The organism is Phyllobacterium sp. GQ127 (genome assembly GCF_059758635.1).
In genome coordinates this window covers 370,146-393,673 of the sequence record NZ_JCAXDZ010000002.1, presented here as the reverse complement: position 1 = coordinate 393,673, position 23,528 = coordinate 370,146, and the positions used below count along the sequence as shown (strand labels likewise).

Annotated in this window: 18 protein-coding genes and 1 pseudogene; 6 read left to right on the top strand and 13 right to left on the bottom strand. The window is 54.5% G+C overall.

Annotated elements, in window-relative coordinates:
* Positions 1–146 precede the first annotated feature (146 nt).
* Positions 147–602, bottom strand: a complete 456-nt coding sequence (locus AC6CHM_RS10270; protein WP_115055277.1) for a phasin — start codon at positions 600–602, stop codon at positions 147–149.
* 294 nt (positions 603–896) lie between these two features.
* On the opposite strand from AC6CHM_RS10270, the gene AC6CHM_RS10265 reads away from it, so the two are divergent.
* Entirely contained in the window at positions 897–3,968 is a 3,072-nt protein-coding gene (locus tag AC6CHM_RS10265) for a PAS domain S-box protein (protein WP_498173038.1), read from the top strand.
* Between the two features lie 58 nt (positions 3,969–4,026).
* Here the strand turns inward: AC6CHM_RS10265 and AC6CHM_RS10260 are convergent, their stop codons facing one another.
* Positions 4,027–4,383: a hypothetical protein gene (locus AC6CHM_RS10260; protein ID WP_498173036.1), complete on the bottom strand. Its 357-nt coding sequence runs from the start codon at positions 4,381–4,383 to the stop codon at positions 4,027–4,029.
* A gap of 301 nt (positions 4,384–4,684) precedes the next feature.
* On the opposite strand from AC6CHM_RS10260, the gene AC6CHM_RS10255 reads away from it, so the two are divergent.
* Positions 4,685–6,577 carry an AsmA family protein gene (locus tag AC6CHM_RS10255; RefSeq protein WP_498173034.1) on the top strand — a complete coding sequence of 631 codons (1,893 nt, stop codon included), beginning with the start codon at positions 4,685–4,687 and terminating at the stop codon, positions 6,575–6,577.
* 83 nt (positions 6,578–6,660) lie between these two features.
* Here the strand turns inward: AC6CHM_RS10255 and AC6CHM_RS10250 are convergent, their stop codons facing one another.
* From AC6CHM_RS10250 to AC6CHM_RS10235, 4 genes are all read right to left on the bottom strand, one after another.
* Complete coding sequence (locus tag AC6CHM_RS10250; RefSeq protein WP_115055256.1) at positions 6,661–7,479, bottom strand: ABC transporter permease subunit; 819 nt, start codon at positions 7,477–7,479, stop codon at positions 6,661–6,663.
* Position 7,480: 1 nt separating this feature from the next.
* On the bottom strand, positions 7,481–8,392 hold the full coding sequence (locus tag AC6CHM_RS10245; RefSeq protein ID WP_498173032.1) for an ABC transporter permease subunit: 912 nt from the start codon (positions 8,390–8,392) through the stop codon (positions 7,481–7,483).
* Between the two features lie 13 nt (positions 8,393–8,405).
* A complete protein-coding gene (locus tag AC6CHM_RS10240; protein WP_115055258.1) occupies positions 8,406–9,551 on the bottom strand; it encodes an ABC transporter ATP-binding protein in 1,146 nt (381 codons plus the stop codon).
* A 67-nt stretch (positions 9,552–9,618) separates the two neighbouring features.
* The gene (locus tag AC6CHM_RS10235; RefSeq protein ID WP_498173030.1) at positions 9,619–10,707 is read right to left on the bottom strand and encodes a polyamine ABC transporter substrate-binding protein; all 1,089 of its coding nucleotides are present in this window, start codon (positions 10,705–10,707) and stop codon (positions 9,619–9,621) included.
* Between the two features lie 489 nt (positions 10,708–11,196).
* Here AC6CHM_RS10235 and AC6CHM_RS10230 point away from each other — a divergent pair, with 489 nt between their 5' ends.
* Positions 11,197–12,066 carry a LysR family transcriptional regulator gene (locus AC6CHM_RS10230; protein ID WP_115051247.1) on the top strand — a complete coding sequence of 290 codons (870 nt, stop codon included), beginning with the start codon at positions 11,197–11,199 and terminating at the stop codon, positions 12,064–12,066.
* Here AC6CHM_RS10230 and AC6CHM_RS10225 read toward each other — a convergent pair whose 3' ends face one another.
* Positions 12,067–13,512: a helix-turn-helix domain-containing protein gene (locus AC6CHM_RS10225; RefSeq protein WP_307282876.1), complete on the bottom strand. Its 1,446-nt coding sequence runs from the start codon at positions 13,510–13,512 to the stop codon at positions 12,067–12,069.
* A 242-nt stretch (positions 13,513–13,754) separates the two neighbouring features.
* On the opposite strand from AC6CHM_RS10225, the gene aceA reads away from it, so the two are divergent.
* Together aceA and AC6CHM_RS10215 are read left to right on the top strand one after the other, a co-directional pair.
* Entirely contained in the window at positions 13,755–15,044 is a 1,290-nt protein-coding gene (aceA, locus tag AC6CHM_RS10220) for an isocitrate lyase (RefSeq protein ID WP_115051249.1), read from the top strand.
* Positions 15,045–15,066: 22 nt separating this feature from the next.
* Positions 15,067–15,300: an SMc00767 family acetate metabolism repressor gene (locus tag AC6CHM_RS10215; RefSeq protein WP_115051250.1), complete on the top strand. Its 234-nt coding sequence runs from the start codon at positions 15,067–15,069 to the stop codon at positions 15,298–15,300.
* 242 nt (positions 15,301–15,542) lie between these two features.
* On the opposite strand, the pseudogene AC6CHM_RS10210 reads toward AC6CHM_RS10215, so the two are convergent.
* Positions 15,543–15,866: pseudogene (locus AC6CHM_RS10210) on the bottom strand (inorganic phosphate transporter); the annotation flags it as partial.
* A gap of 140 nt (positions 15,867–16,006) precedes the next feature.
* Here AC6CHM_RS10210 and AC6CHM_RS10205 point away from each other — a divergent pair.
* Positions 16,007–17,131 carry a beta-ketoacyl-ACP synthase III gene (locus tag AC6CHM_RS10205; RefSeq protein ID WP_498173027.1) on the top strand — a complete coding sequence of 375 codons (1,125 nt, stop codon included), beginning with the start codon at positions 16,007–16,009 and terminating at the stop codon, positions 17,129–17,131.
* 25 nt (positions 17,132–17,156) lie between these two features.
* Here AC6CHM_RS10205 and AC6CHM_RS10200 read toward each other — a convergent pair whose 3' ends face one another.
* The 5 genes from AC6CHM_RS10200 to AC6CHM_RS10180 form a co-directional block, all read right to left on the bottom strand.
* Positions 17,157–18,443, bottom strand: a complete 1,287-nt coding sequence (locus tag AC6CHM_RS10200; RefSeq protein WP_498173026.1) for an NAD(P)/FAD-dependent oxidoreductase — start codon at positions 18,441–18,443, stop codon at positions 17,157–17,159.
* A 193-nt stretch (positions 18,444–18,636) separates the two neighbouring features.
* Complete coding sequence (locus AC6CHM_RS10195; protein WP_115051253.1) at positions 18,637–20,073, bottom strand: glutamine synthetase family protein; 1,437 nt, start codon at positions 20,071–20,073, stop codon at positions 18,637–18,639.
* A gap of 145 nt (positions 20,074–20,218) precedes the next feature.
* Positions 20,219–21,061 (bottom strand): oxidoreductase, encoded by an 843-nt coding sequence (locus AC6CHM_RS10190; protein WP_498173024.1) that lies wholly within the window; start codon positions 21,059–21,061, stop codon positions 20,219–20,221.
* Between the two features lie 121 nt (positions 21,062–21,182).
* Complete coding sequence (locus tag AC6CHM_RS10185; RefSeq protein ID WP_115051255.1) at positions 21,183–21,932, bottom strand: SDR family oxidoreductase; 750 nt, start codon at positions 21,930–21,932, stop codon at positions 21,183–21,185.
* A 38-nt stretch (positions 21,933–21,970) separates the two neighbouring features.
* Positions 21,971–23,446 carry an aldehyde dehydrogenase family protein gene (locus AC6CHM_RS10180; protein WP_498173022.1) on the bottom strand — a complete coding sequence of 492 codons (1,476 nt, stop codon included), beginning with the start codon at positions 23,444–23,446 and terminating at the stop codon, positions 21,971–21,973.
* Positions 23,447–23,528: the final 82 nt, after the last annotated feature.

The following is a 23,528-nucleotide window of genomic DNA, read 5'->3' as shown; positions in this document are numbered from 1 at the left end:
GACCCGGCCTTTTCCATAAATGCGAGAATGGCTGGGAGGAGATGCCGGTTCTCGCGTCTCCGGCAGCTGGGAGGAGGAATGCCGCTGGAGAATATCTGGATCGTCTAACGCCTTTGCAGGCAAAATTGCGATCCGCAGGTGCCTTATCAGGCTACCTTTACGTCCTTGATTGCCTTCTCTACAGCCGACTTGACCGGTGCGGAGATTTCTTCAACTGCCTTGGAAGCAACGGCCTGAAGCTCTTTGGCCTGGCCGGAGATTGCTTCAGCCTGCTTGCGAACAAATGCAGTCTGCAGTTCGATAACTTCGCCGAACGACTTTACGCCGAACAGAGCTTCGATATGTGCAAAGCCAGCTTCTGTGTTGGTGCGCAGGGCAGCAAGCGCCTTCAACGAAAGAGCAGTGCCATTAGACTGGGCAGTTTCGAAAGTTGTTTCAAGAGTCTTCTGTGCAGCTTCAGCCTGATCCTTGATCTTGGCATAGGCTTCCTTGGACTGGGCAACACCCTTTTCAGTGAACTCGCGAACCTGATCGGTTACAGCGGTAGCATCGAAGGCAGGCATTGCAAATGCGTCGGCAGTCTGTTTAGCAGTCTTGCTCATAATAAAGCCCTTCCTTGGTGCAGATGTTTGTCTCTGCAAGTGATTTGATAGGCCGAATATAATACATTTATTGTGCATTGCAACATTTTTCTTGCAGCGCACCATTTCCCGTTGATTTTCCAAGGAAATTATTCTGGGGACCATTAAAAGGCGCTGATCGAAGTTAACTAAACCAAGAGAAAGAGCTGGCAGATAAGAGGCAGCCAGTGGACGCGCGCCGTTGTGGCTATTATTAATAAAGTATTAAGGACGTCGCATGGATGCGGTGGTCCGCTACGGAGCTGCTAAACAATAATGGCGTCTGGAACATACCCGTTCATCGACATTGCCGTTCTCGATGAAATTCGCGAGCACTTTGCCAATGGCGATGCGCTTGTGGTCATTTCACCCGATCTTGCAAATGTCATCTGGGCCAATGGCCAGGGCGCCTCCATGCTCGGCTATGCGACAGTCGATGATATATTGACTGCTGGCACGGTGCTGGGCGTTCAGGCACAGCGGCAGTTGAAGGCGCTGGACGGCTTTCCTTCCATCGGGCATGGGCGCAGCGTCTCGCTTCGCATTGCATTCGGGCTGACCAGCCGCATTCTAACCTTTCAGGCCAGCGATATTATTCTGCCGCGAGGCGAAGAGGCCATCGTACTTTCAATCGCCAATAATGACCGCGTGAGTTCCGAGGAGCAGATCGCAGCTCTGGCGATAAAAGGCTTTGGTGACGAAACAACCCATGCCGCCATGGTCGATGGATCAGGCGCTGTCATCGCAGCATCGCAACAATTTTCAGCGCTTGGCTTTAATGACAAGAGCCTTGGCGACCTGGTGCGCGAAGTCCGCCACGAGCGTAATCGGCTGGTGAAGCGCGCTGTCACGACGATAAAGGGTATTGTGCCGACAGGCATAGCCCGGCTGACTGATAGCCCTGCCCTGCATTTATTGCTGGCTATCGAACCTGAGAATGTCGGGCTGGTGGCGCCTGCCGAGAATGTAATCCCCGCTGCACCTGTTCCAGAGGCCGAAGTGAAGGACGTGCCGCAGGCAAGTCTGCCATTCGAACCGATTGCGTCTGCCATAACTGCCGAAGATAAACAGACGGCAGTAAGATCAAGCGAGAGCGAACCAGTTTCCGAGGCGTTTCAATATAGGCCCAGTGACACATCCGCCCGTTTTGTCTGGAAAGTGGATGCGCAGGCCAATTTCAGCGAGATTTCGCCGGAATTCGCGGCAGCAGTCGGGCCGGTTTCAGCCGATATTATCGGCAAATCTTTTCGCGACGTGGCCGCCCAATATGGTTTTGATGCGGATGGTGAAATAGCCGGGCTGCTTGAACGGCGCGATACATGGTCAGGGCGGGCCGTGCTTTGGCCAATCGAGGGCGCCAATCTGCGTGTGCCAATTGAACTTGCAGCATTGCCCATCTATTCGCGTGAGCGGGTCTTTTTGGGTTTTCGCGGCTTTGGTGTAGCCAAAATGGCAGAGGTCGTTGAGGACTTGACCGTCATCGACACGCCATTGGACTCGAGCGGGCAGAAAACTTCGGTCGATCCGATAGCTGCCAGCGCGCTCGATTCATTTGGGGGCGAACCGCCGGCTCTTGCCGCATCATCAGAGCCCAGCAATGTTGTAGCGCTGAAAACCCAGCGGCCCTTGCAGAATGATGGCCGCTTGAATGATGCAGAACGCAATGCATTTCGTGAGATTGCCGAGAGGCTGCGCCGGGAGGTTCTTGCAGAGCCCGCTTCTGTTAACGCAGAGGAAGCCGTTACTGATCGGGAAGAAAAAACGAAGCCTGTTGCTGCGAAAGCCAAGGTGCCTGAAGCCGAGATTGTTGGACCCGGATTTGCCGCTGACGCGCCGTCGAAGAGTTTTGCCAGCGACATTCGCGAGCAGGTGCGCCAGGGCGTCGACACATCGATTCTGGCAGCCTTGCCGCTTGCTGTTTTGATCCATCGTGAAGGCCAGATTCTTTATGCCAACAAAGCCATGCTTGATGCGACAGCTTATGAGAGTGCAGAAGAAATCAATGTCGCTGGCGGATTAAGCACCCTTTTCGCCGACGGCCCTGAAGGCGAAGACGAGGATGAAGGCGGCATGAATTTGCGCCGCAATGACGCTTCGACGCTCCGTGTTGAAGCACATTTACAGGCAGTGCGCTGGAATGATGAAAACGGCGATGGGTCACGCGCCCTGCTTCTGGCTTTGTCGCCCCAAACAAAGGCCAATCATTTCGACGAAAGCGAACGACTGCTGCTGCAGACACGGATCGATGAGCTCAACGCCATTCTCGATACGGCTACCGATGGTGTGATCCTGCTTGACTCCGCAGGTTCCATCCGCTCGATCAATCACTCTGCTTCCGCGCTGTTTGGCTATGAACCAGAAGAGGTCAACGGCAAAGCATTCTCGCTCCTGTTCGCTATCGAAAGCCAAAGAGCGGCGATGGATTATCTCAACAGCCTTTCCAATAATGGTGTTGCCAGCCTGCTGAATGATGGGCGTGAAGTGATTGGCCGCGAAAGTCAGGGGCGTTTTATTCCGCTGTTCATGACAATCGGCAAGCTGGACGCTTCCAAAGGATATTGTGTCGTGCTGCGCGACATAACCCACTGGAAACGCGCGGAAGAAGAACTGCTAAGCGCCAAGCGCGAGGCTGAACGCACGTCCACTCAGAAAAGTGAATTTCTGGCTCGCATCAGCCATGAGATCCGCACGCCGCTGAACGCCATAATCGGTTTTTCCGAATTGATGGCGGATGAAAAATTCGGTCCCATCGGCAGCGAGCGTTACCGCGACTATCTGCACGATATCAGCCGCTCGGGTAATCACGTGCTTTCGCTGGTCAATGATCTTCTGGATATTTCCAAGATCGAGGCTGGCGCTGTCGAGATGAATTTCGAGGCAGTCTCCTTGAACGACGCCCTGACGGAAGCTGTCGCGATCATGCAGCCACAAGCCAATCGCGAGCGCGTCATTATCCGGTCAAGCCTGACCTCGCGCTTGCCGGACATCGTGGCGGACAACCGCTCCATCACGCAGATCGCGCTGAATTTATTGTCAAATGCCGTGCGTTTTACCGGCCCCGGCGGGCAGGTCATCGTTTCGACAAGCTATGAAGCCAGCGGCGATGTTTTGCTGCGGGTACGCGATACAGGCATCGGCATGACCCGGCAGGAGGTCGAGCAGGCTCTGCGCCCCTACAAGCAGATTACAACACCGGGGAATGTTCGCAGCGACGGAACAGGTCTCGGTCTGCCGCTCACCAAAGCGATGGCGGAAGCAAACCGGGCGAGTTTCAATATTGATTCCAGCCCGGGCCGCGGAACGATGGTCGAAATTACGTTCCCTTCAACACGGGTGCTGGCCGAGTAATCTTCCATCTTCGAATAAAGATACCCCTGCTGATATGCAGGGGTATGGTCCTTATTGATCAGGCGACGATTTCAACGGGGCCATGATCATCGCAATGATCGCCATGTGGATGATGCAAATGCCCATCCACGAGATAATCAATATGATCCCCGTGGGGTACGGCCTCGTGGCCGCAGCCAGGACCATGCACATGGTCAGCATCGTGGCCCGAGCAATGATGTTCCGGTGTGCAGCGATCAGGATTTCTAGCGCTTACCTCAAGCACGTGCTCATCAATATGGTCGCCATGAGGGTGATGCAAATGGCCATCGTGAAGGTAGTCCACATGATCGCCGTGACGAATGGCGGTGTGGCCGCAATTAGGTTCATGCTTGTGATCATGATCGTGGTGATGCGGAAAAGTGCAGTTGCTCATAATTCATTCCTTTCAAAAAAACTTGGTGGTTAATGTTGCTCAATCGCATTCTCGATAAGCTTCAGGACGTGATCGTCGCCAATTAAATATATCACGGTCTTACCGTCCTTACGTTCTCCGACCAGACGCGCGCCTGTCAATTTGAAAATGCGCGCGCACGGGATTAAACAGGACCTTAGGCAATAAAATTGCGCCAAAGCCGCTTTATCGACTTGAATTGCTGCCCATGATGGCTAAACCGTTGATACATAGTGCAATAGCACCATGAGCTTTGGCTCACTGGCTGTAAATCGGAATACTCATGTTCTGGCTGAGACCGAGAAACCTTTTGGCGACAATCCTGCTATTGGCATTTATCGCCGGTGGGGTACTCGTTGCTTTGCCCAGCCTTGTCAGCACGGATCTCATTCGCGAGCGTTTGGCTCAAGAAATCAGCAACTGGACTGGCTACAGCGTCGAAGCAAGTCAAGAGCCTCACATTTCCTTCTTTCCAACATTCACCGCGTCAATGGGCAATGTGACCATCCGCAACCCATGGGCTACGGAAGGCCAACCCTTCATGCAGGCAGAGCGGATCGAGGTTGATCTTTCCCTGCTCTCGGCATTGATGGGAAAAACCGAATTCACCGAGACCAAAATCATCAGGCCACGGTTTGTCCTCGATGAGCCAATTAAAAGCCTTGCAGATATTGGTGAAGCGCTTGCCAGGAGCGATGGGCGCATCGGCGATGTCGTGCGCGAGGCAAAGGCCGCTATCGTGGCGAACCCTGCCAAGCCGGATATGAGCACAGTGTCGTCGCAGCCATTCGGGCGCGTACGGCTGGAAGATGCAATGGTCACGTTCAAAAGGCCCATCAACGGCGCTGAAGAACAGATTTCAAGCATAAGCGGTGTTTTTGACTGGCCGCAGACATCTGGCATTGCCAGCTTTCAGGGCAAAGCAATCTGGCATGGCGAAGAGACTGAAATCGACAGCTCTGCCAGCAAGGCGCTGCTGCTTCTGGCGGGCGGGTCAAGCCCGATGCAGATCAATCTGAGTTCGACGCCTCTGACCCTTTCTTTCAATGGCTCCGCCAATATTGCCAAGGACCGTTTTTTTGAAGGGACACTCTCCCTCACCTCGCCATCGCTGCGACGCACGCTCGAATGGTCCCGAATGGCGGAAATCCCGACGGCGCCCATTGGCAGCTTTACGCTTGATGCTTCTGTTACCGGCTCATCTTCCCGTGTGAAACTGGATAATCTGACGGCCACGCTGAACGACAATCCGGCAAAGGGTGTGATCGAAATCACGCTGAATAACGCGGCAACAAACACTCCGCTTGGTATCAATGGAACGCTGGCATTCGAGACTTTGGACCTTCGCTCGGTTTTCTCCGGCATCATGCCGCTACCGGATGGCTCAGCCAATTCCGACGCTGAGATAAACACGGCCTTTCTTAAACAGCTCAATCTTGATCTGCGGGTTTCGGCGCAAAAGGCAACGGCGGGCAATGTCAGTCTGACAAAGGTGGCGGCTACTGCACAAGTGCGGAACGGCCGCGCCATATTTGACATTGGCGATGCCACTGCTTTTGACGGCTCGGTTGCCGGAAGCTTCCAACTTGCCGACGAACCTGAAGCCGGGACAACCGGGGAGTTGCGCTTGAATGGAACCGATGTAAACAGCGCTTCCATCGCCTCGCTGCTCGGACTTGGAAATCGCTTTGAGCTTGGCAAGGGCACCGTGTCACTGGTGCTGAAGGGTCCGATAACACGCTGGTCCACAGCCTTGAGCAGCGCCAAGGGCACGCTATCCATGCGCTTCGGCAATGGTCAAATCCGTAGTCTCGATCTCAATCGCTTGCTTAGCAAAGCAAAGACAGATCGATTTTTCAGCCTGAACGAAAAGACCGATGCATGGCTTAGTCTCGACAGACTGGAGCTTAAGGCAAATATCATGGACGGCGTCGCGGCGCTCGAAACGGCGCAGATCCAGAACAAGCTTGGCACCTTTACCTTTGCAGGCATTGTAACGCTTGTGAGCAAGAGCCTGGCACTCACCGGTGACTTCGCAGCACCGATTGCTACACCCGCGCCTGCGGAAGGCGCGCCGGCTGATGCGCCAAAGCCGGAACCTATGTTCAATCATACGCGGTTCTTCATCGGCGGCTCGTGGGACAATCCATTCATCTCGCCAATCATTTCACAATAATTCGCCTATCCCTCTGGTGGAGAGAGAAAGGTTCGCGCTTTTTTTGCTGTTTACTTACGCTGCAAACAACAGCATTTCCTGCATCAATTCCGTGCGGCGGCCTGTTCATCGCGGGCACGGTTGACCTCACGGCGCTTATTGGCAATCGAAGCGATGATTACTCCCACAGCAACAATGGCGATAAGGATCGTGCAGGCAGCATTGATCTCCGGTGTCACGCCAAGACGCACCTGCGAATAAATGCGCATCGGCAAGGTGGTTGCCCCTGGTCCAGAAGTGAAGCTGGAAATAACCAGATCATCAAGCGAGAGGGTGAAAGCAAGCATCCAGCCAGAGACGACAGCAGGAAGGATAACCGGCAATGTCACCTTGAAGAACGTCGTGACGGGCGTTGCGCCAAGGTCCATCGCCGCTTCTTCCAGCGAACGATCAAAGGTGACAAGGCGCGACTGAACCACCACGGCCACGAAGCACATGGAAAAAGTGATATGCGCGAGCGTGACTGTCAAGATGCCCCTGTCGAGACCGATGGCGACAAAGAGCAACAGCAGTGACAGACCTGTGATGACTTCAGGCATGACCAGCGGCGCATAGATCATCGCGGAAAAGAGCATGCGCCCGCGAAAGCGCGTGTAGCGGGTCATCGCCAACGCACCGAGCGTGCCAAGAATGGTAGCAAAGGTCGCCGAAATCAGGCCGACACGGATGGTAACCCAAGCCGCATCGATAAAGGCTTGGTTGTGGAAAAGCGATACATACCATTTGGTGGAGAAACCCGCCCAAACGGTGACGAGACGGGACTCGTTGAACGAATAGATCACCAGCAGAACGATGGGCAGATAAAGAAAGGCAAAGCCCAAAACCAGCGAAGCAATGTTAAAGCGGGACCAGGTTGTGTTCATTTTATTTCCCGCTTTCCTGGGCTTTGGCTTCGGACCGCTGGAACAGCACAATGGGCACGACCAGCAGCAAAAGCAGAACAACCGCAACCGCCGACGACACCGGCCAATCGCGGTTTGAGAAGAATTCGCTCCACAATGTCTTGCCTATCATCAGCGTAGACGAGCCGCCCAAGAGATCAGGAATGACAAACTCGCCGGTAGCCGGAATGAAAACAAGGAAGCAACCGGCAATGACACCGGGCATTGAGAGTGGAAATGTGATCCTCCAGAACGCCATGAGCGGCGGGCATCCAAGATCTTCGGCAGCTTCAACCAGCGAATAATCCATCTTTTCCAAAGCCGAATAAATCGGCAGGACGAGGAACGGCAGATAGGAATAGACGATACCGATGAAAATCGCCGTATTGGTGTTGAGAATATTCAGCGGGGTATCGATGACATTGGCCCACATCAGAAACTGATTGAGCAATCCCTCGGGCTTCAAAATGCCTATCCACGCATAAACGCGAATAAGAAAACTGGTCCAGAATGGAAGAATGACAAGCATAAGCAGAGTCGGGCGAACGCTTGCAGGCGCGCGCGCCATGCCATAGGCGATTGGATAGCCTATGATGAGTGTCAGAAGGGTTGAAACCGCCGCTATGAGCAGGCTGGAAATATAGGCCTTATAGTAAAGCGGATCCTCGACCAGCCAGATATAATTATCCCAGGAGAACTGCGATATGCTGTTGAAGACAGACCTGATACCCGCCGTAATATCAAGCACGGGCGTATAGGGCGGAATGGCCATCGCCACTTCGGACAGGGAAATCTTGAATACGATGAGGAATGGAACAAGAAAGAAGATGAGCAGCCACAGATAAGGGACGCTGATGACCAACCGGCTTGTGACGGATGCTATCAATTTTTGCATCGGATAGCCCTCCTCACGCGGTTAAAAGAATACCGGCATCGGTATCGAAATTGACCCAGACCATATCCTCATATCCAAGCGGGTCTTCCACCGTGCGCACTGCATTCAGGCTTGCCGCCTTGATGATACGGCCATTTTCAAGCCGCACATGGAAAACTGTCATGTCACCGAAATAGGCAATGTCGTAAAGCTCGCCATAAGCGGTGTTAACTGAGGAGTTTGCAGGCTCCTTACGGCTGATCCTGATTTTCTCCGGCCGGATTGCGAAACCGACCGTTTGCCCGACAGAACAGTCGCGCGTCGCCTCCGTTCGGATCGTCATTTTATCGGTCGCAACGTCAATATCGATCTTGCCCTTTTCGACCGCCGCCGCCGTACCCTCGAACATATTCACATTGCCGATAAAGTCTGCGACAAATTTCGAATTAGGTGCTTCGTAAACTTCTGCAGGGGTCGCCACTTGCTTGACCTTGCCCTTGTCCATGACCGCGATGCGATCTGACATGGTCATTGCCTCTTCCTGATCATGCGTCACCACAACGAATGTCAGACCCAGCTTCATCTGCAGGTCCATGAGTTCAAACTGGGTTTCCTCTCGCAGCTTCTTGTCGAGTGCGCCCAGAGGCTCATCCAGAAGCAAAACCTTTGGCCGCTTGGCGACACAACGCGCCAAGGCTACGCGCTGGCGCTGCCCGCCAGAAAGCTGGTGCGGCTTGCGCTTGGCAAATTGTTCGAGCTTGACCAGTTTGAGCATCTCGGCAACGCGGGCTTCGATCTCGTTTTTGGGCATGCCATCCTGCTTGAGGCCAAAGGCGATATTGCCCTCGACTGTCATATGCGGAAACAGCGCATAGGACTGGAACATCATATTGACCGGACGCTTATACGGCGGAATGCCGCTCATATCCTGGCCATCAATCAAAATACGGCCCGATGTCGGTGTTTCAAAGCCAGCCAGCATGCGCAGCAGCGTTGACTTGCCGCAACCCGACGCGCCGAGCAGCGCAAAGAACTCACGATTGTAGATATTCAGGGAAAGATCGTCGACCGCGGTGAAATCGCCGAATCTCTTGGTAACGTTCTCGACAGCGATGAAGGGCTTTGCTTCCGGATCATTCCAGGGTGCAAATTTGCGGCGAAAACTTCCCAATGACTTCATAATATGCCCCGATATTCTGTCGCTTTTGTTAAAAGACCCCGGCAATTGCTGCCGGGGTCTTTGTTGATTATTGGCCTGTGACGACTTTGGTCCACAGGCGCGTCACCACACGCTGAATTTTGGTATCGTAGGGCGTGACGGTAAACAGTTTCGACAGAACTTCAGGCGTTGGATAAATCGCCGGATCATCCATGATTTCCTTGCTGACGAATTCCTGCGAGGCCTTGTTGCCATTGGCATAGAAGACCACGTTGGAAGCCTTGGCGGCTACATCCGGACGCATCAGATAATTGATGAGTTCGTGTGCTTCGGCCACATGCGGCGCATCGGCAGGAATGGCCAGCACGTCGAACCACATTTGCGCAGCACCCGGAATGGAATAGCCGACTTCAACACCGGCCTTGGCTTCCGCTGCGCGGTCGCGGGCCTGGAAAATATCGCCCGAATAGCCGAGCGCAAGGCAAATATCGCCGTTGGCCAGTCCATTGATATATTCTGACGAATGGAACTTGCGGATATTGGGGCGGGTCTTTTCCAGCAACTCGCCGGCCTTTGCCAGGTCGTCCGGGTTCTTGCTGTCCGGATCAAGACCAAGATAGGCAAGAACGGATGGCAGGACATCGGTTGCCGAGTCGAGAACATGAATGCCGCAATCCTTGAACTTGGCAGCCAGTTCCGGCTTGAACAATGCATCCCATGTCGGCGGCTCATCATTGCCCAGGATTTCCTTGGCTTTGGCTACGTTATAACCAAGGCCCGTGGTTCCCCACATCCAGTCAACCGCATATTCATTGCCGGGATCGTATTTCTGGACGCGCTCGGAGATGACGTCCCACATATTGGAGAGGTTTGGCAGCTTTGACTTGTCGAGCTTCTGGAATACCCCGGCAGCAATCTGGCGCTGGAGAAAGGAGGCTGTCGGAACAACAACATCATAGCCGGTTCCGCCTGCCAGAAGCTTGGTTTCCAGAATTTCGTTGGAGTCGAAGGTGTCATAGACGACCTTGATTCCGGTTTCCTTGGTAAAATCTTCAAGAGTGGTCGGGTCAATATAGTCTGACCAGTTGTAGACATTAACGACGCGTTCCTGCGCCCACGCCGATGTGGTCAGCCCCAGCGCAAGCGTTGCGGTTAACAATATTGTTTTGATACCCATTATTTTCTCCATGCTGCCAGCACCTTCTACAATGCCGCTCGTTCCCAGATCGACGCTTTACTGTATCTTTGTGCATCCGCGAAGGTGCACCGCACAGGTAAGTTTCCCCTACCTTTTTAGATTGCGATGACTTCGTCAACTAGGATCGCGCAGGTCTTATGCAGAAAGTTGTTTGGGCGTGAATTTTTTTGCATCAAACTCAGTGGTGTTACGCACCTTTGCCCCGCAAAAACACGGAACGTATCAATGTAAAAAAGCGATTGAGCAACAGGGAAAGCCGGCTTGGTGGTCCACCGTACTTTTCATAAAACTCATCCTCCGACATCCGACACCTTTGATTCCGGCTTATTAGCTGATGGGCCGTACCCCACAACAGGTAAAAATCGTCACTCATATTTATCTCCAGTAAAAAACCGTTTGCACATGAGAGAAGAATGGGCAGATTAATGGCCGTTTTCTACGAGCAACGATGAAACAGGTTTTTCAAAAATGAAAAACGAGAATTGGGATGACCTGAAACTTTTCTTGCATGTTGCGCGCGAGGGTGGCTTAACCGGCGCATCGGAAAAAACCGGTGCAAGCCCGGCGACAATAGGACGGCGGCTATTGGCTTTGGAGCGCCAGATGGGGCGCAACTTTTTCATACGGCGGCAAACCGGTTATTCGCTGACCAAGGACGGACAAGCGCTGCTCACACATGTTCTGGCGATGAACGAAGCCGCCCGGTCTATCGGCGCCTGGAATGAAGGCGTCAATGAGCTTCCGACGGTGCGTATTTCAGCTGGCAGCTGGATGTCGCATTTCATGGCGGTCAATCTGGCGCAGCTATGGACGCCTGACGACCCATTCCGTCTTTGTTTCAAGACGGCGGAAATCCGTCTTGATCTGGCGCATCGCGAAGCGGAAATCGGCATTCGCAACAGCTTTCCGGAAAGCAGCAATCTGGCGGCGCGACCGATTGGCGATGTTGCCTATGCACCCTACTGCGCCAGCCATTTCAACATGGTGCGTGACTGCAACTGGGTGGGGATCGGGGCTGATGACGCGGTCGCACCTTCTGCGCGCTGGCTGCTTGCTCAGACAGACCTATGGGTGACGATCTGGGCAAATAATCCGCGCATGCTGCATGATCTTCTGCGTAGCGGAGCCGGACGGGGAGTGCTGCCGTGCTTTGTTGGCGATACTGACCCTTCGCTGGTGCGGGCCGGCGAGGAGATCAAGCCGCTTTATCACCGGCAATGGCTGGTGATGCATGATGATGACAGGCGGCGCCCGGAAATCCGCACCTTGGTCGAGCGGCTTGCGCAACTGATCGAAAAACAGCAGCCGCTGTTTCGTGGCCAAAGGCCGAGAGGATGATTACTGAAAATCAAACGCGCTCAACCCTGTGACCATTTCATCAAGGCCGAGCGGGCGTGTAACCGGTGGCTCGGCACGGGAAAGGCAGGCCGAGCGCTCGCACAGGCGGCAGGCGGGCCCGACAGGCGTGAGACCAACAAACTTGCCAAGAGGCGCGGCACTAATGCTGCGATTTCCCAGCGCGCTACCATAGACTGTCTCATCGGCAAAGCTGATGTCACATCCCAGCAGAAGTGCAGTACGACGCGGACGCTCATTGAAAGCGCCTTGCGGACCTTCGAGCGTGCGCGCGATGGTCAAAAACTCTGCACCATCCGGCATTTCCACCGCCTCAACCAATATTTGACCGGGCTGCGCAAAGGCCGAATGAATGGCAAGTTTGGGACAGTCGCCGCCAAAGCGCGATTGTGGAAAACCCTGCGCGCCCGCCCTGCGGAAACGGTTTCCCGCATGATCGACTTCGAGCATGAAAAAGGGAATGCTGTTACCAGGTGCGGCAAGCGTGGTGAGCCGGTTTGCCGCTTGTTCGAAGGAAACGGAGAAACGAGAGCGCAGCACATCAATGTCATATCTGGCGCGGGCAGCGGCGGTCTGGAACGCCTGATAGGGCATCATCAGCGCATGGGCGGCGTAGCGGCCAAATTCAAAGCGGGCGATACGGCGGGCTTCGTCGGATGAGAATTTGAGATCCTGAATTTCGGCGGCAATGACCACCTGCATGCGGATCAGCGCCGCCTCCATGGCCAGTTCACGCAATTGGTCGAAAGGCGACAGGCGCTCTGACAGAAACAGGCGCTGCGAGTGACGATCATAACGGCGGCGCCAGTTGGGCATGGTCGCGACCGGCAGGATGCGAACTGTGGTGCCATATTCGCTTTTCAGCCACGCCTTCAGCGCTCCTGAAAGATCATCCCCGGGCTTTATCAGACTGAGGAAGCTATCTACCTCTCCTTCAATGCGCGGGAAATAATTGGCGCGGCGCTCCATCACCTCGCGCACTTCATTGAGCGGCAGGCGCGTGCCGGAAAGCGATGGCGCCTGCCCGTCCTTGGCCAGAAGCGCCGAAAGATCCGACAGGCGCTCTTGCTGTTCGCGATAAGCGCGGTAGAGCTTGATCATGCCGGTGGCAGCATTGGGCGCAGCGTTGGAAATCTCGATCAGTTCCTGATCACCCGGCAGTTCTCCATTCAACAGCGGATCAGAAAATACCTCTTTCAGCGACGCCATGGACGAGCCGGTTTCAAGCTGCAGCGTATCCAGCTCGATCTTATAGGTGGAGGATAGCTTGAGCAGGAGCTGCACGGTGAGCGGACGTTGATTGCGCTCGATCAGATTGAGATAGGAAGGCGAAATGCCGAGCGCCTCGGCCATGGAGGTCTGCGTTAAACCTTGCTCATTGCGGATGCGCCTGATGCGCGGACCTGCGAAGATTTTCCCCTCAGCCATCACAACTCCCGCATTCTGTGACAATATTTACATTAAAGCGCTCTTTGCAGCCTATTACAACATTTACAGATTTACAATCGCGATCTGTAAATCCCATTACAAGATAACTCGATATATCGGCATAAAATGGCGATATTTCTCGCTTTCATCGCAGTGCAATGTAAATTTAGTCAAACAGAAGCGGCTATCTTGCTTCCTGATTTGGTCGCCGTGAGTGTTTACATCTATTTTTGGAGACGACAATGACTGATTTTTACAACCTTGTACCGAATGCGCCAGCTGGCCGCTTTGACAATATTGAGCGTCCATATACCGCTGAAGACGTCAAGCGGCTGCGCGGTTCGGTTCAGATAAAGCACACGCTGGCGGAAAACGGCGCGAACCGGTTGTGGAAACTCATTCACGAGGAGGATTTCGTCAATGCGCTTGGCGCGCTCTCCGGCAATCAGGCCATGCAGATGGTTCGCGCCGGGCTGAAGGCGATCTATCTCTCGGGCTGGCAGGTTGCCGCAGATGCAAATACAGCCTCATCCATGTATCCGGACCAGTCACTTTATCCGGCGAATGCGGCTCCCGAACTGGCAAAGCGCATCAACAAGACGTTGCAGCGTGCCGATCAAATCGAAACCGCCGAGGGTAAAGGTCTTTCGGTCGATACATGGTTTGCACCGATCATCGCCGATGCTGAAGCAGGTTTTGGTGGGCCCCTGAACGCTTTCGAGATTATGAAAGCCTTTATCGAGGCAGGCGCGGCTGGCGTTCACTATGAAGATCAGCTCGCTTCGGAAAAGAAGTGCGGCCATCTTGGCGGCAAGGTTCTGATCCCGACAGCAGCGCATATTCGCAATCTCAATGCAGCGCGTCTGGCTGCGGACGTGATGGGTACGCCAACACTGGTTATTGCCCGCACGGATGCGGAAGCTGCAAAGCTGCTGACTTCAGATATTGACGAGCGCGATCAGCCTTTTGTTGATTATGATGCGGGGCGGACAACAGAAGGCTTCTATCAGGTCAAGAATGGCCTCGACTCCTGCATTGCCCGTGCTGTCGCCTATGCACCACATGCGGATCTTATCTGGTGCGAGACATCCAAGCCTGATCTGGAACAAGCACGACGCTTTGCCGAAGGTGTGCACAAGGAACATCCGGGCAAGCTACTGGCCTATAATTGTTCGCCTTCCTTCAACTGGAAGAAGCATCTGGATGAAGCAACAATTGCCAAATTCCAGCGCGAACTCGGTGCGATGGGCTATAAATTCCAGTTTATTACGCTGGCCGGCTTCCATCAGCTGAACTTCGGCATGTTTGAACTGGCACGTGGCTACAAGGACCGGCAGATGTCCGCCTATTCGGAATTGCAAGAGGCTGAGTTTGCCGCTGAGGCAAATGGCTACACCGCCACCAAACACCAACGCGAAGTTGGCACAGGCTATTTTGATGCGGTTTCACTGGCGATCACAGGTGGCCAGTCTTCAACAACCGCAATGAAGGAATCAACGGAAACCGCGCAATTCCGCCCGGCTGCCGAATAGAGATAACAAGAGGAGAACGATCATGGCTTCCATTTCACGCGTAAAAGAACGGGCTGAGGAACAGGCTTCCTCCATGAATACAGACCAGCAGGCTGTTATTCGTATGGTTGCCAATGATCTCCATCGCCTCAACCAGTCTGTCATGAAGGCGGTTGATGCCGGGGTTTCGGTCGAGCTGGTCCGCTCTGCCCGTCATCATGGCGGTGATGGAAACTGGGGAGACCTTTTGATTCCCGTCGTTGTAACCCGGCAGTAAAGATCAGGGCCGTAATTCTGATCGGTAAACCGGTTCCCACTTTTCCTGGAATTGCTCTGCTGTGGCCTTCTCTGGTTTCGGTCTGGGGACCAGCACGGCAGCGCAGAACCGCCCGCGAGAAATTGCGGGCGGTTTTGTTTTAACGGTTTCCAAAACGCCTCACCTCGCCCGTCATTCTCTGGCTTGACCCGCAAACCCTAAGAACAGGAACGGCGCTATCAATGTGTGGATCCTCGGATCTCCGCACCACTTGCCGTGAGAACGCCGAGAAAATTGAAGAAGCCGGACCAGATGACGGCAATCTCGGCGGGAAGCGAGTTCGTATAGATGACTGTCGCGACGGCATTGGCAGTGTCGTGGAAGTCGTTGACGAACTCAAAGCCCAATGCTGTGACCAGCGCCAGCCCCAAAAGTATCCATGGCACAGCGACAGAGCTCGTCAGATCCCGCGTCAGCGACCAGCCCACGTAGAACATGCCGCCAATGAAAATGGCAACCACGGCATAATTGGGCAAATTTCCGAGCTTTCCGGGCTTTGCCAATGGGTGATCAACGCCCATTCCCATGTTGGTTGTATCGGGTCATTGTCATCATGAAAATTCCTCATCGAAATGACAAATCACTAGGACAATGGCATGAAGCTTTAATGACAATGGGTCTCATTTGCTCTATCGCTTTTTGAAGAAGAAAAACTCTGGAAACGCCCATGCATAAAGTCGTCATCAGCGGTACAGGCGTTTTCACGCCGGACCAGTCCATCAGCAATGCCGAACTTGTTGAGGCGTTCAACACTTATGCAACGCGGCAAAACGAGCTGTATGCGGGCGAAATCGCTGCTGGCACGCGCGATGCGATGACTATGTCAAACGAAGATTTCATTGTCCGCGCCTCGGGCATTGAAAATCGGTATGTGCTCAATAAATCGGGCATTCTGGATCCCGACATCATGCATCCCGTCTTGCCCGAACGCAGCGATGAAGATCTTTCCGTCATGGCGCAAATGGCCGTCCATGCTGCCACTCTGGCTTTAAAAAAGGCCGGGCGTGAAGCATCGGAAATTGACGCTGTCATTTGCGCGGCGTCGAACCATGAACGCGCCTATCCGGCGATCGCCATCGAAGTGCAGCAGGCCCTTGGTATTGAAGGCTTCGGTTTCGACATGAATGTGGCTTGCTCATCGGCAACATTCGGTATTCAGGCGGCCGCCGACATGATCCGCTCCGGCTCCGCTCGCGCAATTCTCATGGTCAATCCGGAAATTTGCTCGGCGCATCTCGAATGGCGCGATCGTGACTGCCATTTTATCTTTGGCGATGTTTGTACGGCAGTATTGCTCGAACGCGACGATCTGGCCACCGCAGAAGATCGTTTTGAGATCGTCTCAACGCGCTGTCTGACGCAGTTTTCCAACAATATCCGCAACAATAATGGCTTTCTGCGCCGTACACGCGAAGGTCACATGAGCGATCGCCGCGATATGCTTTTCAAGCAGGAGGGCCGCAAGGTTTTCAAACAGGTCGTGCCTATTGTTTCCGATCTTATCCTGACACATCTCGCCGATGAGAATATCGCGCCTGCGCATCTTTCACGCCTGTGGTTGCATCAGGCAAATAAGGGAATGAACGATTTGATCGGGGTGAAAGTGCTTGGCCGTGAACCGGAACCCGGCGAACAGCCCAATATCTTGCAGGATTACGCCAATACATCATCGGCAGGCTCGATCATCGCATTTTCGAAATATTCAGATGACCTTGCGCCGGGAAGCCTTGGCGTTATCTGCTCATTTGGAGCGGGATATTCCGTGGGCAGCGTGATTGTACGGAAAGTTTAAAGTTACTCTTATTGCAAGAAAGGCTCTAAATCCGGTCCACTAGCGCGTACCAGCTGAGGGCAAGAAACAGCATGGGCGAACGGAATGTGCGCCCTCCCGGAAATGCCGGAACTTTGAGGTCTTCCAGAAGCTTCAGCCGGTCGCGGTTGCCAGCAACAGTTTCCGCATAGAGCTTGCCGACGAAATTGGACAGCATCACGCCATGGCCCGAATAACCGCCGGCGGAAATCACATTGGGCATGACCTCCCGCACAAAAGGCTGGCGTGGCATGGTGATACCGACCGATCCGCCCCAGGCTTGAGTCATCTCCACATTGGCAAGCGCCGGATAGATCTCGGCGATCTGGCGGCGAATATGGGTGCTTATATCTAGCGGATTGTCGGCTGTATAAGCCTCACGCCCGCCGAACAGCAGGCGGCCATCCTTTGAGCGGCGAAAGTAGCGCACAACGAAACGCGAATCGTCCACGCTTTCGCCACCCGGCAGCACCGGGCTATCGTCACCCAATGGCACTGTTGCGCCTATGAAGGAGCGTATCGGCATGACATGCGACGCGCTGATGGGTTCAAGGTTACCGCCATAGGCATTGACCGCGATCAAGGCCTTTGCCGCAGTGACGGTACCGGTCGCAGTGGTGACACGCACCTTGCCGTTCTCGGATTTAATGCCGGTAACCTTGGTGTTCTCATAGAGATGAGCGCCTGCCCTTGCCGCTGCGCTGGCGGTGCCGACGACAAGTTTCATCGGCTGGATATGCCCGGTTCCTTTGTCGTAAAGGCCGCCGAAATAGCGGTTGGAGCCCAGCCGTGCGGCAGTCTCATCGGCTTCCATATAGTGAATATGCGGATAATTGAATCGCGTCGTCATAAGCTCCGCATGTTCGCGGTAGCTTTTGAGGTAACGCTTCTTGTGCACAACGGACATCTGGCCGGGCACATATTCAATATCGATCTGATGGGTTTCAGCAAATTCCAGCAAATGGCTCTTTGCCTCTTCGGCAAGCTCGAACAGGGCTTTGGCGCGTTCAAAACCATATTGAGCCTCGAGCTCTTCCGCCCATGCGCGCTGACCCGTACCAAGCTGGCCGCCATTACGCCCCGACGCCCCATCACCAAACCGGAACGCTTCCAGCAGAACAACATCAACACCTGAAGACGCCAGATGCACGGCTGCCGACAGGCCGGTGAATCCGCCGCCAATAATCACAACGTCAGCCGTGCGAGAGCCATCCAGAGGTGGATATTCCGTACGATCAGAAATCGTCGTTTCGTACCACGATATGCCGGGCGAGATGGGAGACTGGTAAGCCATATATTGATGCAATCTTGTTCACTCTTGAGGCAAAAACGCCGTGCGTGGTTCGACGGGACTCACCATGAGGAAGGTATTGCCCTGCAAGTTAATTGCCGAACAGTTTCAGCACCGCAATCAATCACTTCCCTCATGGTGGCCCCTCCCGAGCTTGTCGAATGGCGAACCACGCACGAAGATGCTGCTGCCAAACTCAAACGTTCAGCAGCAGAAATTCACGTTCCCAAGGACTGATAACCTCCATGAAGGTTTCGAACTCTGCACGTTTGATGGCGGCATAGGTGATCGCGAAAGACTCACCCAGCATGGCAATCAAATCCTTGTCCTGCTCGAACAGCAAGGTGGCCTCGATCAATCCGCGAGGCAACTCGATCAAATTGTCATTAACCGTCGTGGAAGCGGGTGCATCGGGCTCAATCCGGTTGTTCATACCGAGCAACCCGCAAGCAAGCGATGCTGCCAGCGCCAGATAGGGATTGGCATCGGAGGACGGAATACGATTTTCCACGCGACGCGCCGCCGGGTCGGAGCGCGGCACACGGAATGCCGTGGTGCGATTGTCATAGCCCCATTTGACGTTGACCGGTGCCGAAGCAGCCGGTGTCAGGCGGCGATAGGAATTCACATAGGGAGCAAACATGACCAGCGAAGCCGGAACGTGCTTCTGCATACCACCGATGAAATGCCTGAATGCTTCGCTTTCCGTGCCATCCGGATTGGAGAAGACATTGCGTCCGGTCTTCTTGTCGACGATGGACTGGTGGATATGCATGGCAGACCCCGGTTGTCCCTGAATGGGCTTGGCCATGAAAGTCGCATACATATCGTGCTTCAGCGCCGCTTCTCTGATCGTGCGCTTAAACAGGAAAACCTGATCGGCAAGTTCGACCGGATCGCCATGACGCAGGTTGATTTCCAGCTGCGCTGCACCTTCTTCATGGATCAATGTATCGATCTCAAGGCCCTGGCTCTCGGAGAAATGGTAGATGTCATCGATCAGTTCGTCGAATTCATTGACGCCCGCAATTGAATAGCCCTGTCCGCCGCCGATAGCGCGGCCCGACCTGCCAACTGGCGGTGTCAGCGGATAGTCAGGATCGGGGTTTTTCTTGACGAGATAAAATTCGATTTCAGGCGCAACGACGGGCTTCAGCCCCTTCTTGTGATATGCCGCCACCACGCGCTTCAATACGTTGCGCGGCGTAAACTCGACCGCATGCCCATCCTTGTTTACCAAATCACAAATGACCTGAGCAGTAGGGTCGCTTTCCCATGGCACCTCCGACAGGGTGGAAAGGTCTGGCATCAGTTTGAGATCGCCATCATCTTCAGGATAGGCGAACCCATGGCCATCTTCCGGATAAGAACCGGAAATCGTCGCCATGAAAACAGCCGATGGCAGTGCAAGCGATGTGTTTGAAGTGAATTTCTTCGAGGGCATCATCTTGCCCCGCGCCACGCCAGCTTGATCGGGCGTGATGCATTCTATGTCTTCGATATCCCGCCAGGCCAGCCATTCGGCAGCTTCACGCCAGTTTTTTACTCCGCGTGTGGCTTTGACATAGGCAGGCGTACGCGGCCGCTTCGCTGAGGTTCGCGCGGATTTCTTTTCGGGAGTTTCGGAAGGCATCAATCACCAGGATTAGTTTCGGTGACAGGATGATAGCGCATAAAACAGGCCGATGGGAGGCTGGGCCCGAAAATTGTTTTAGCAAACTCGTGAAGGATGCGGCCAGGCGAATATCTCGTCCGAAATGCGCGCGTGGCCCTTCTAACTATTGCTTTGGCGCGTCCGCGCCTATGCTCACTTCAGCCCAAGCATCGAAATCGCGTTGCATTTCCGTGATTTTTTCGCGAGCGCCATCAAGGGCGATCTTGCCAAGCAACAGACGCAGCGGCGGATAGTTCGCCTCAACCGCCTTGACGATTGCCTGCACGGCTTTCACCGGATCGCCCGGCTGATTGCCGCTCGCTTCCCTGATCTGGCGCATACGCTCCCCGGCAGAGGGGCGATAATCTTCGATGGTTTCCGACGCTTCATTGGCAGAACGACCGGCCCAATCGGTGCGGAATCCGCTAGGCTCTACGATCAGCACCTTGATGCCAAGATGCGCGACTTCCTTGGAGAGCGCCTCCGACAATCCCTCGACAGCAAACTTTGTCGCATTATAAAAACCGACCGCCGGAAAGCCCCTTAATCCGCCAATCGAGGAGATATTGACCACGGTGCCGGAGCGTTGCTTGCGCATGCCCGGCAGAGCAGCGCGGGTCATGTCCATAAGACCCCAGATATTGATGTCGAACATCTTGCGCGCTTCGGCCAGATCGCTTTCTTCGAGAGAGCCAAAATAGCCGATGCCCGCATTGTTCACCAACACATCTATGCGTCCGAAGCGCGCTTCGGCAGCCTTGACCGCAGCGGCGACTTCTTCCGGCTTGGTGACATCAAGCTTCAGGACAAGAGCATTGTCTTCGTGACTCTTGACGATGTCTTCGACCTGCACGGGGTTGCGGGCGGTGACAACAGTCGGATAACCGAGCGACAATGTATATTGGGCGAGCTCGCGGCCAAAGCCGGTTGAACAACCAGTGATGAACCAGACAGGTTTCGATGTCATGATGATATCCTTGAAAAAGCATAACGCCAGAGCGGCAGCTTGGCCGGGCAGCGCTTATTAAAGGGGGAATACAGCAAAGATGTAGACCCCTATCTCATTGATTCAAGGGTAAACCCCACTTTTATATGCAACGCCCGCCGTCGACCTCGAGCGCAACGCCTGTGATGAACTGGGCTTCGTCGGAAGCCAGATAGAGCGCTGCATTGGCAACATCGAGAGGTACAGACAGACGGCCGAGAGGAATGGTGGCCTTGAATTGCGCCCGGCGTTCTGGCGTATCCTCACCGAGAAACAGCCCGAGCATGGGAGTTTCGCCCGCCGCAGGGCAGAGGCAATTGACGCGAATATTCTTCGGGCCAAGCTCGACGGCCATGGATTTTGTAACGCTGATGGCCCAGCCTTTTGAGGCATTGTACCAGGTTAGACCCGGACGCGGGCGCAAGCCAGCAGTCGAAGCTGTCGTGATGATCGATCCACTGCCCTGCCGCTCCATGATCGGCACAACAGCAAGAGCGGTATAATAAATGGCCTTCATGTTGATCGCGGCGATGAGATCATATGTATCTTCATCTACGCCAAGCATGGACCCGTTTCGGTGGGAATAACCGGCATTATTGACCATGATGTCAATGCGACCGAATTTGTCCATGGTGGTCTGCACCATGGCGTCAATTTCTTCCTTGCGCGTCACATCCGTATGCACGGCAAGAGCGTTTTCACCGAGGGATTGAGCGACGGCCTCCGCTCCGACAAGATTTAAATCAGCAACAACGACATTGGCGCCCTCCTCGGCAAAACGGCGCGCCATTGCCTCGCCAAATCCTGATGCCGCACCGGTAATGATCGCTGTTTTGCCTGCCAAACGGGCCATGTTCTATCCTCCATCTACTGTGATTTGTTTTATGGGATTCAATCGTGGCGGAAAACGATCGTCTTGGTTGCAGACATATCGTAAAGCGCCTCAAACCCCTTTTCGCGGCCATGGCCGGAACGCTTGAAACCGCCGAAAGGCAGCTCCACGCCACCGCCAGCGCCATAGGAATTGACATAGACTTGCCCTGCACGCACGCGCTTGGCCACACGATGCTGACGCGCACCGTCACTGGTCCAGACCCCCGCGACAAGCCCATATTCAGTGCTGTTGGCGAGGCGAATTGCTTCCTCCTCATCATTGAAGGAAAAAAGCGAAAGTACGGGGCCGAATACCTCTTCTTGCGCCAGAACTGCCGCCCGCTCGACCGCACCGAACAGAACCGGCGCGACGTAGAAACCGGAGAGAGGCGCATCCACATGGATTGAGCCGCGCGCCACGACCTCAATCCCGGCTTCGGCAGCGGCTGTTATATAATTTTCCACGCGGCGCTTTTGCGCTGCATTGATCATGGGTCCAAGGTCGAGATCCGCGTCATGTGGCCCGGCGACAAGATTGTTGAACCTTGCCGCCAACTCTCCCGCCACTTCATTATATATAGAATGCTCAATGAGAATGCGGCTTCCTGCCGAGCACGTCTGGCCGCCATTCTGAATGATGGCATTGACGAGGACCGGAAGGGCCTTGCCAATATCGGCATCGGCGAAAACAATTTGCGGTGATTTACCACCAAGCTCCATCGTTACACCGCGATTATTGGTGGCCGCCGCCTGCTGGATCGCAGTGCCAGTCACGGGTGAGCCGGTAAAAGTGACGTAATCAACGCCGGGATGGGCGGACAAGGCCGCTCCTGCTTCACCCCCAAACCCGGTGATGATATTGAGCACGCCGTCTGGAAACCCCGCTTCAATGGCGAGTTCGCCGATGCGGATGGTGGATAGCGAGGCATCTTCGGCGGGTTTGATCACCAGCGTATTGCCCATGGCAAGCGCTGCGCCAACAACGCGCGCCATGATTTGCATCGGATAGTTCCATGGGGTGATACCGGCAACAACGCCGTGCGGCTCGCGTAATGTCAGGGCCGTGTAGCCATCCAAAAAAGGTATCGTATCGCCGTGAATCTTGTCGGCTGCACCGCCATAAAACTCGTAATAGCGTATCGTTGCAGCAACGTCAGCCTTGCCCTGTCTTATCGGTTTTCCGGTATCGCGCGCCTCAAGGGCAGCGAGTTCATCACCATGTTCTTCTACGAGCTGCCCAAGACGCGTCAGCAAGCGCCCGCGCTCAAAGGCAGGCATATGCGACCAGGCTCCCTCTTCAAAAGCCAGCCGGGCCGCGCTGACAGCGCGATCCACATCGGTTGCGTCGCAAGCGGGGATAGTGGCGAAATCCGACCCGTCCGAAGGGCATGCCACAGCTATGGTTTTTCCCGTGACTGCGCCGACACGTCTGCCATTGATGATGTTCAGGAAATTCTTATCCTGTGCGATAATTCGCGAGAGATTCTGTAACATGGCTGTTTCCCGTTCGTGATAGTCGTACCGGAACTTCAGCGGATTGGAAATGCAATTTGACGCAGTTTGCGCTAAAGGACTG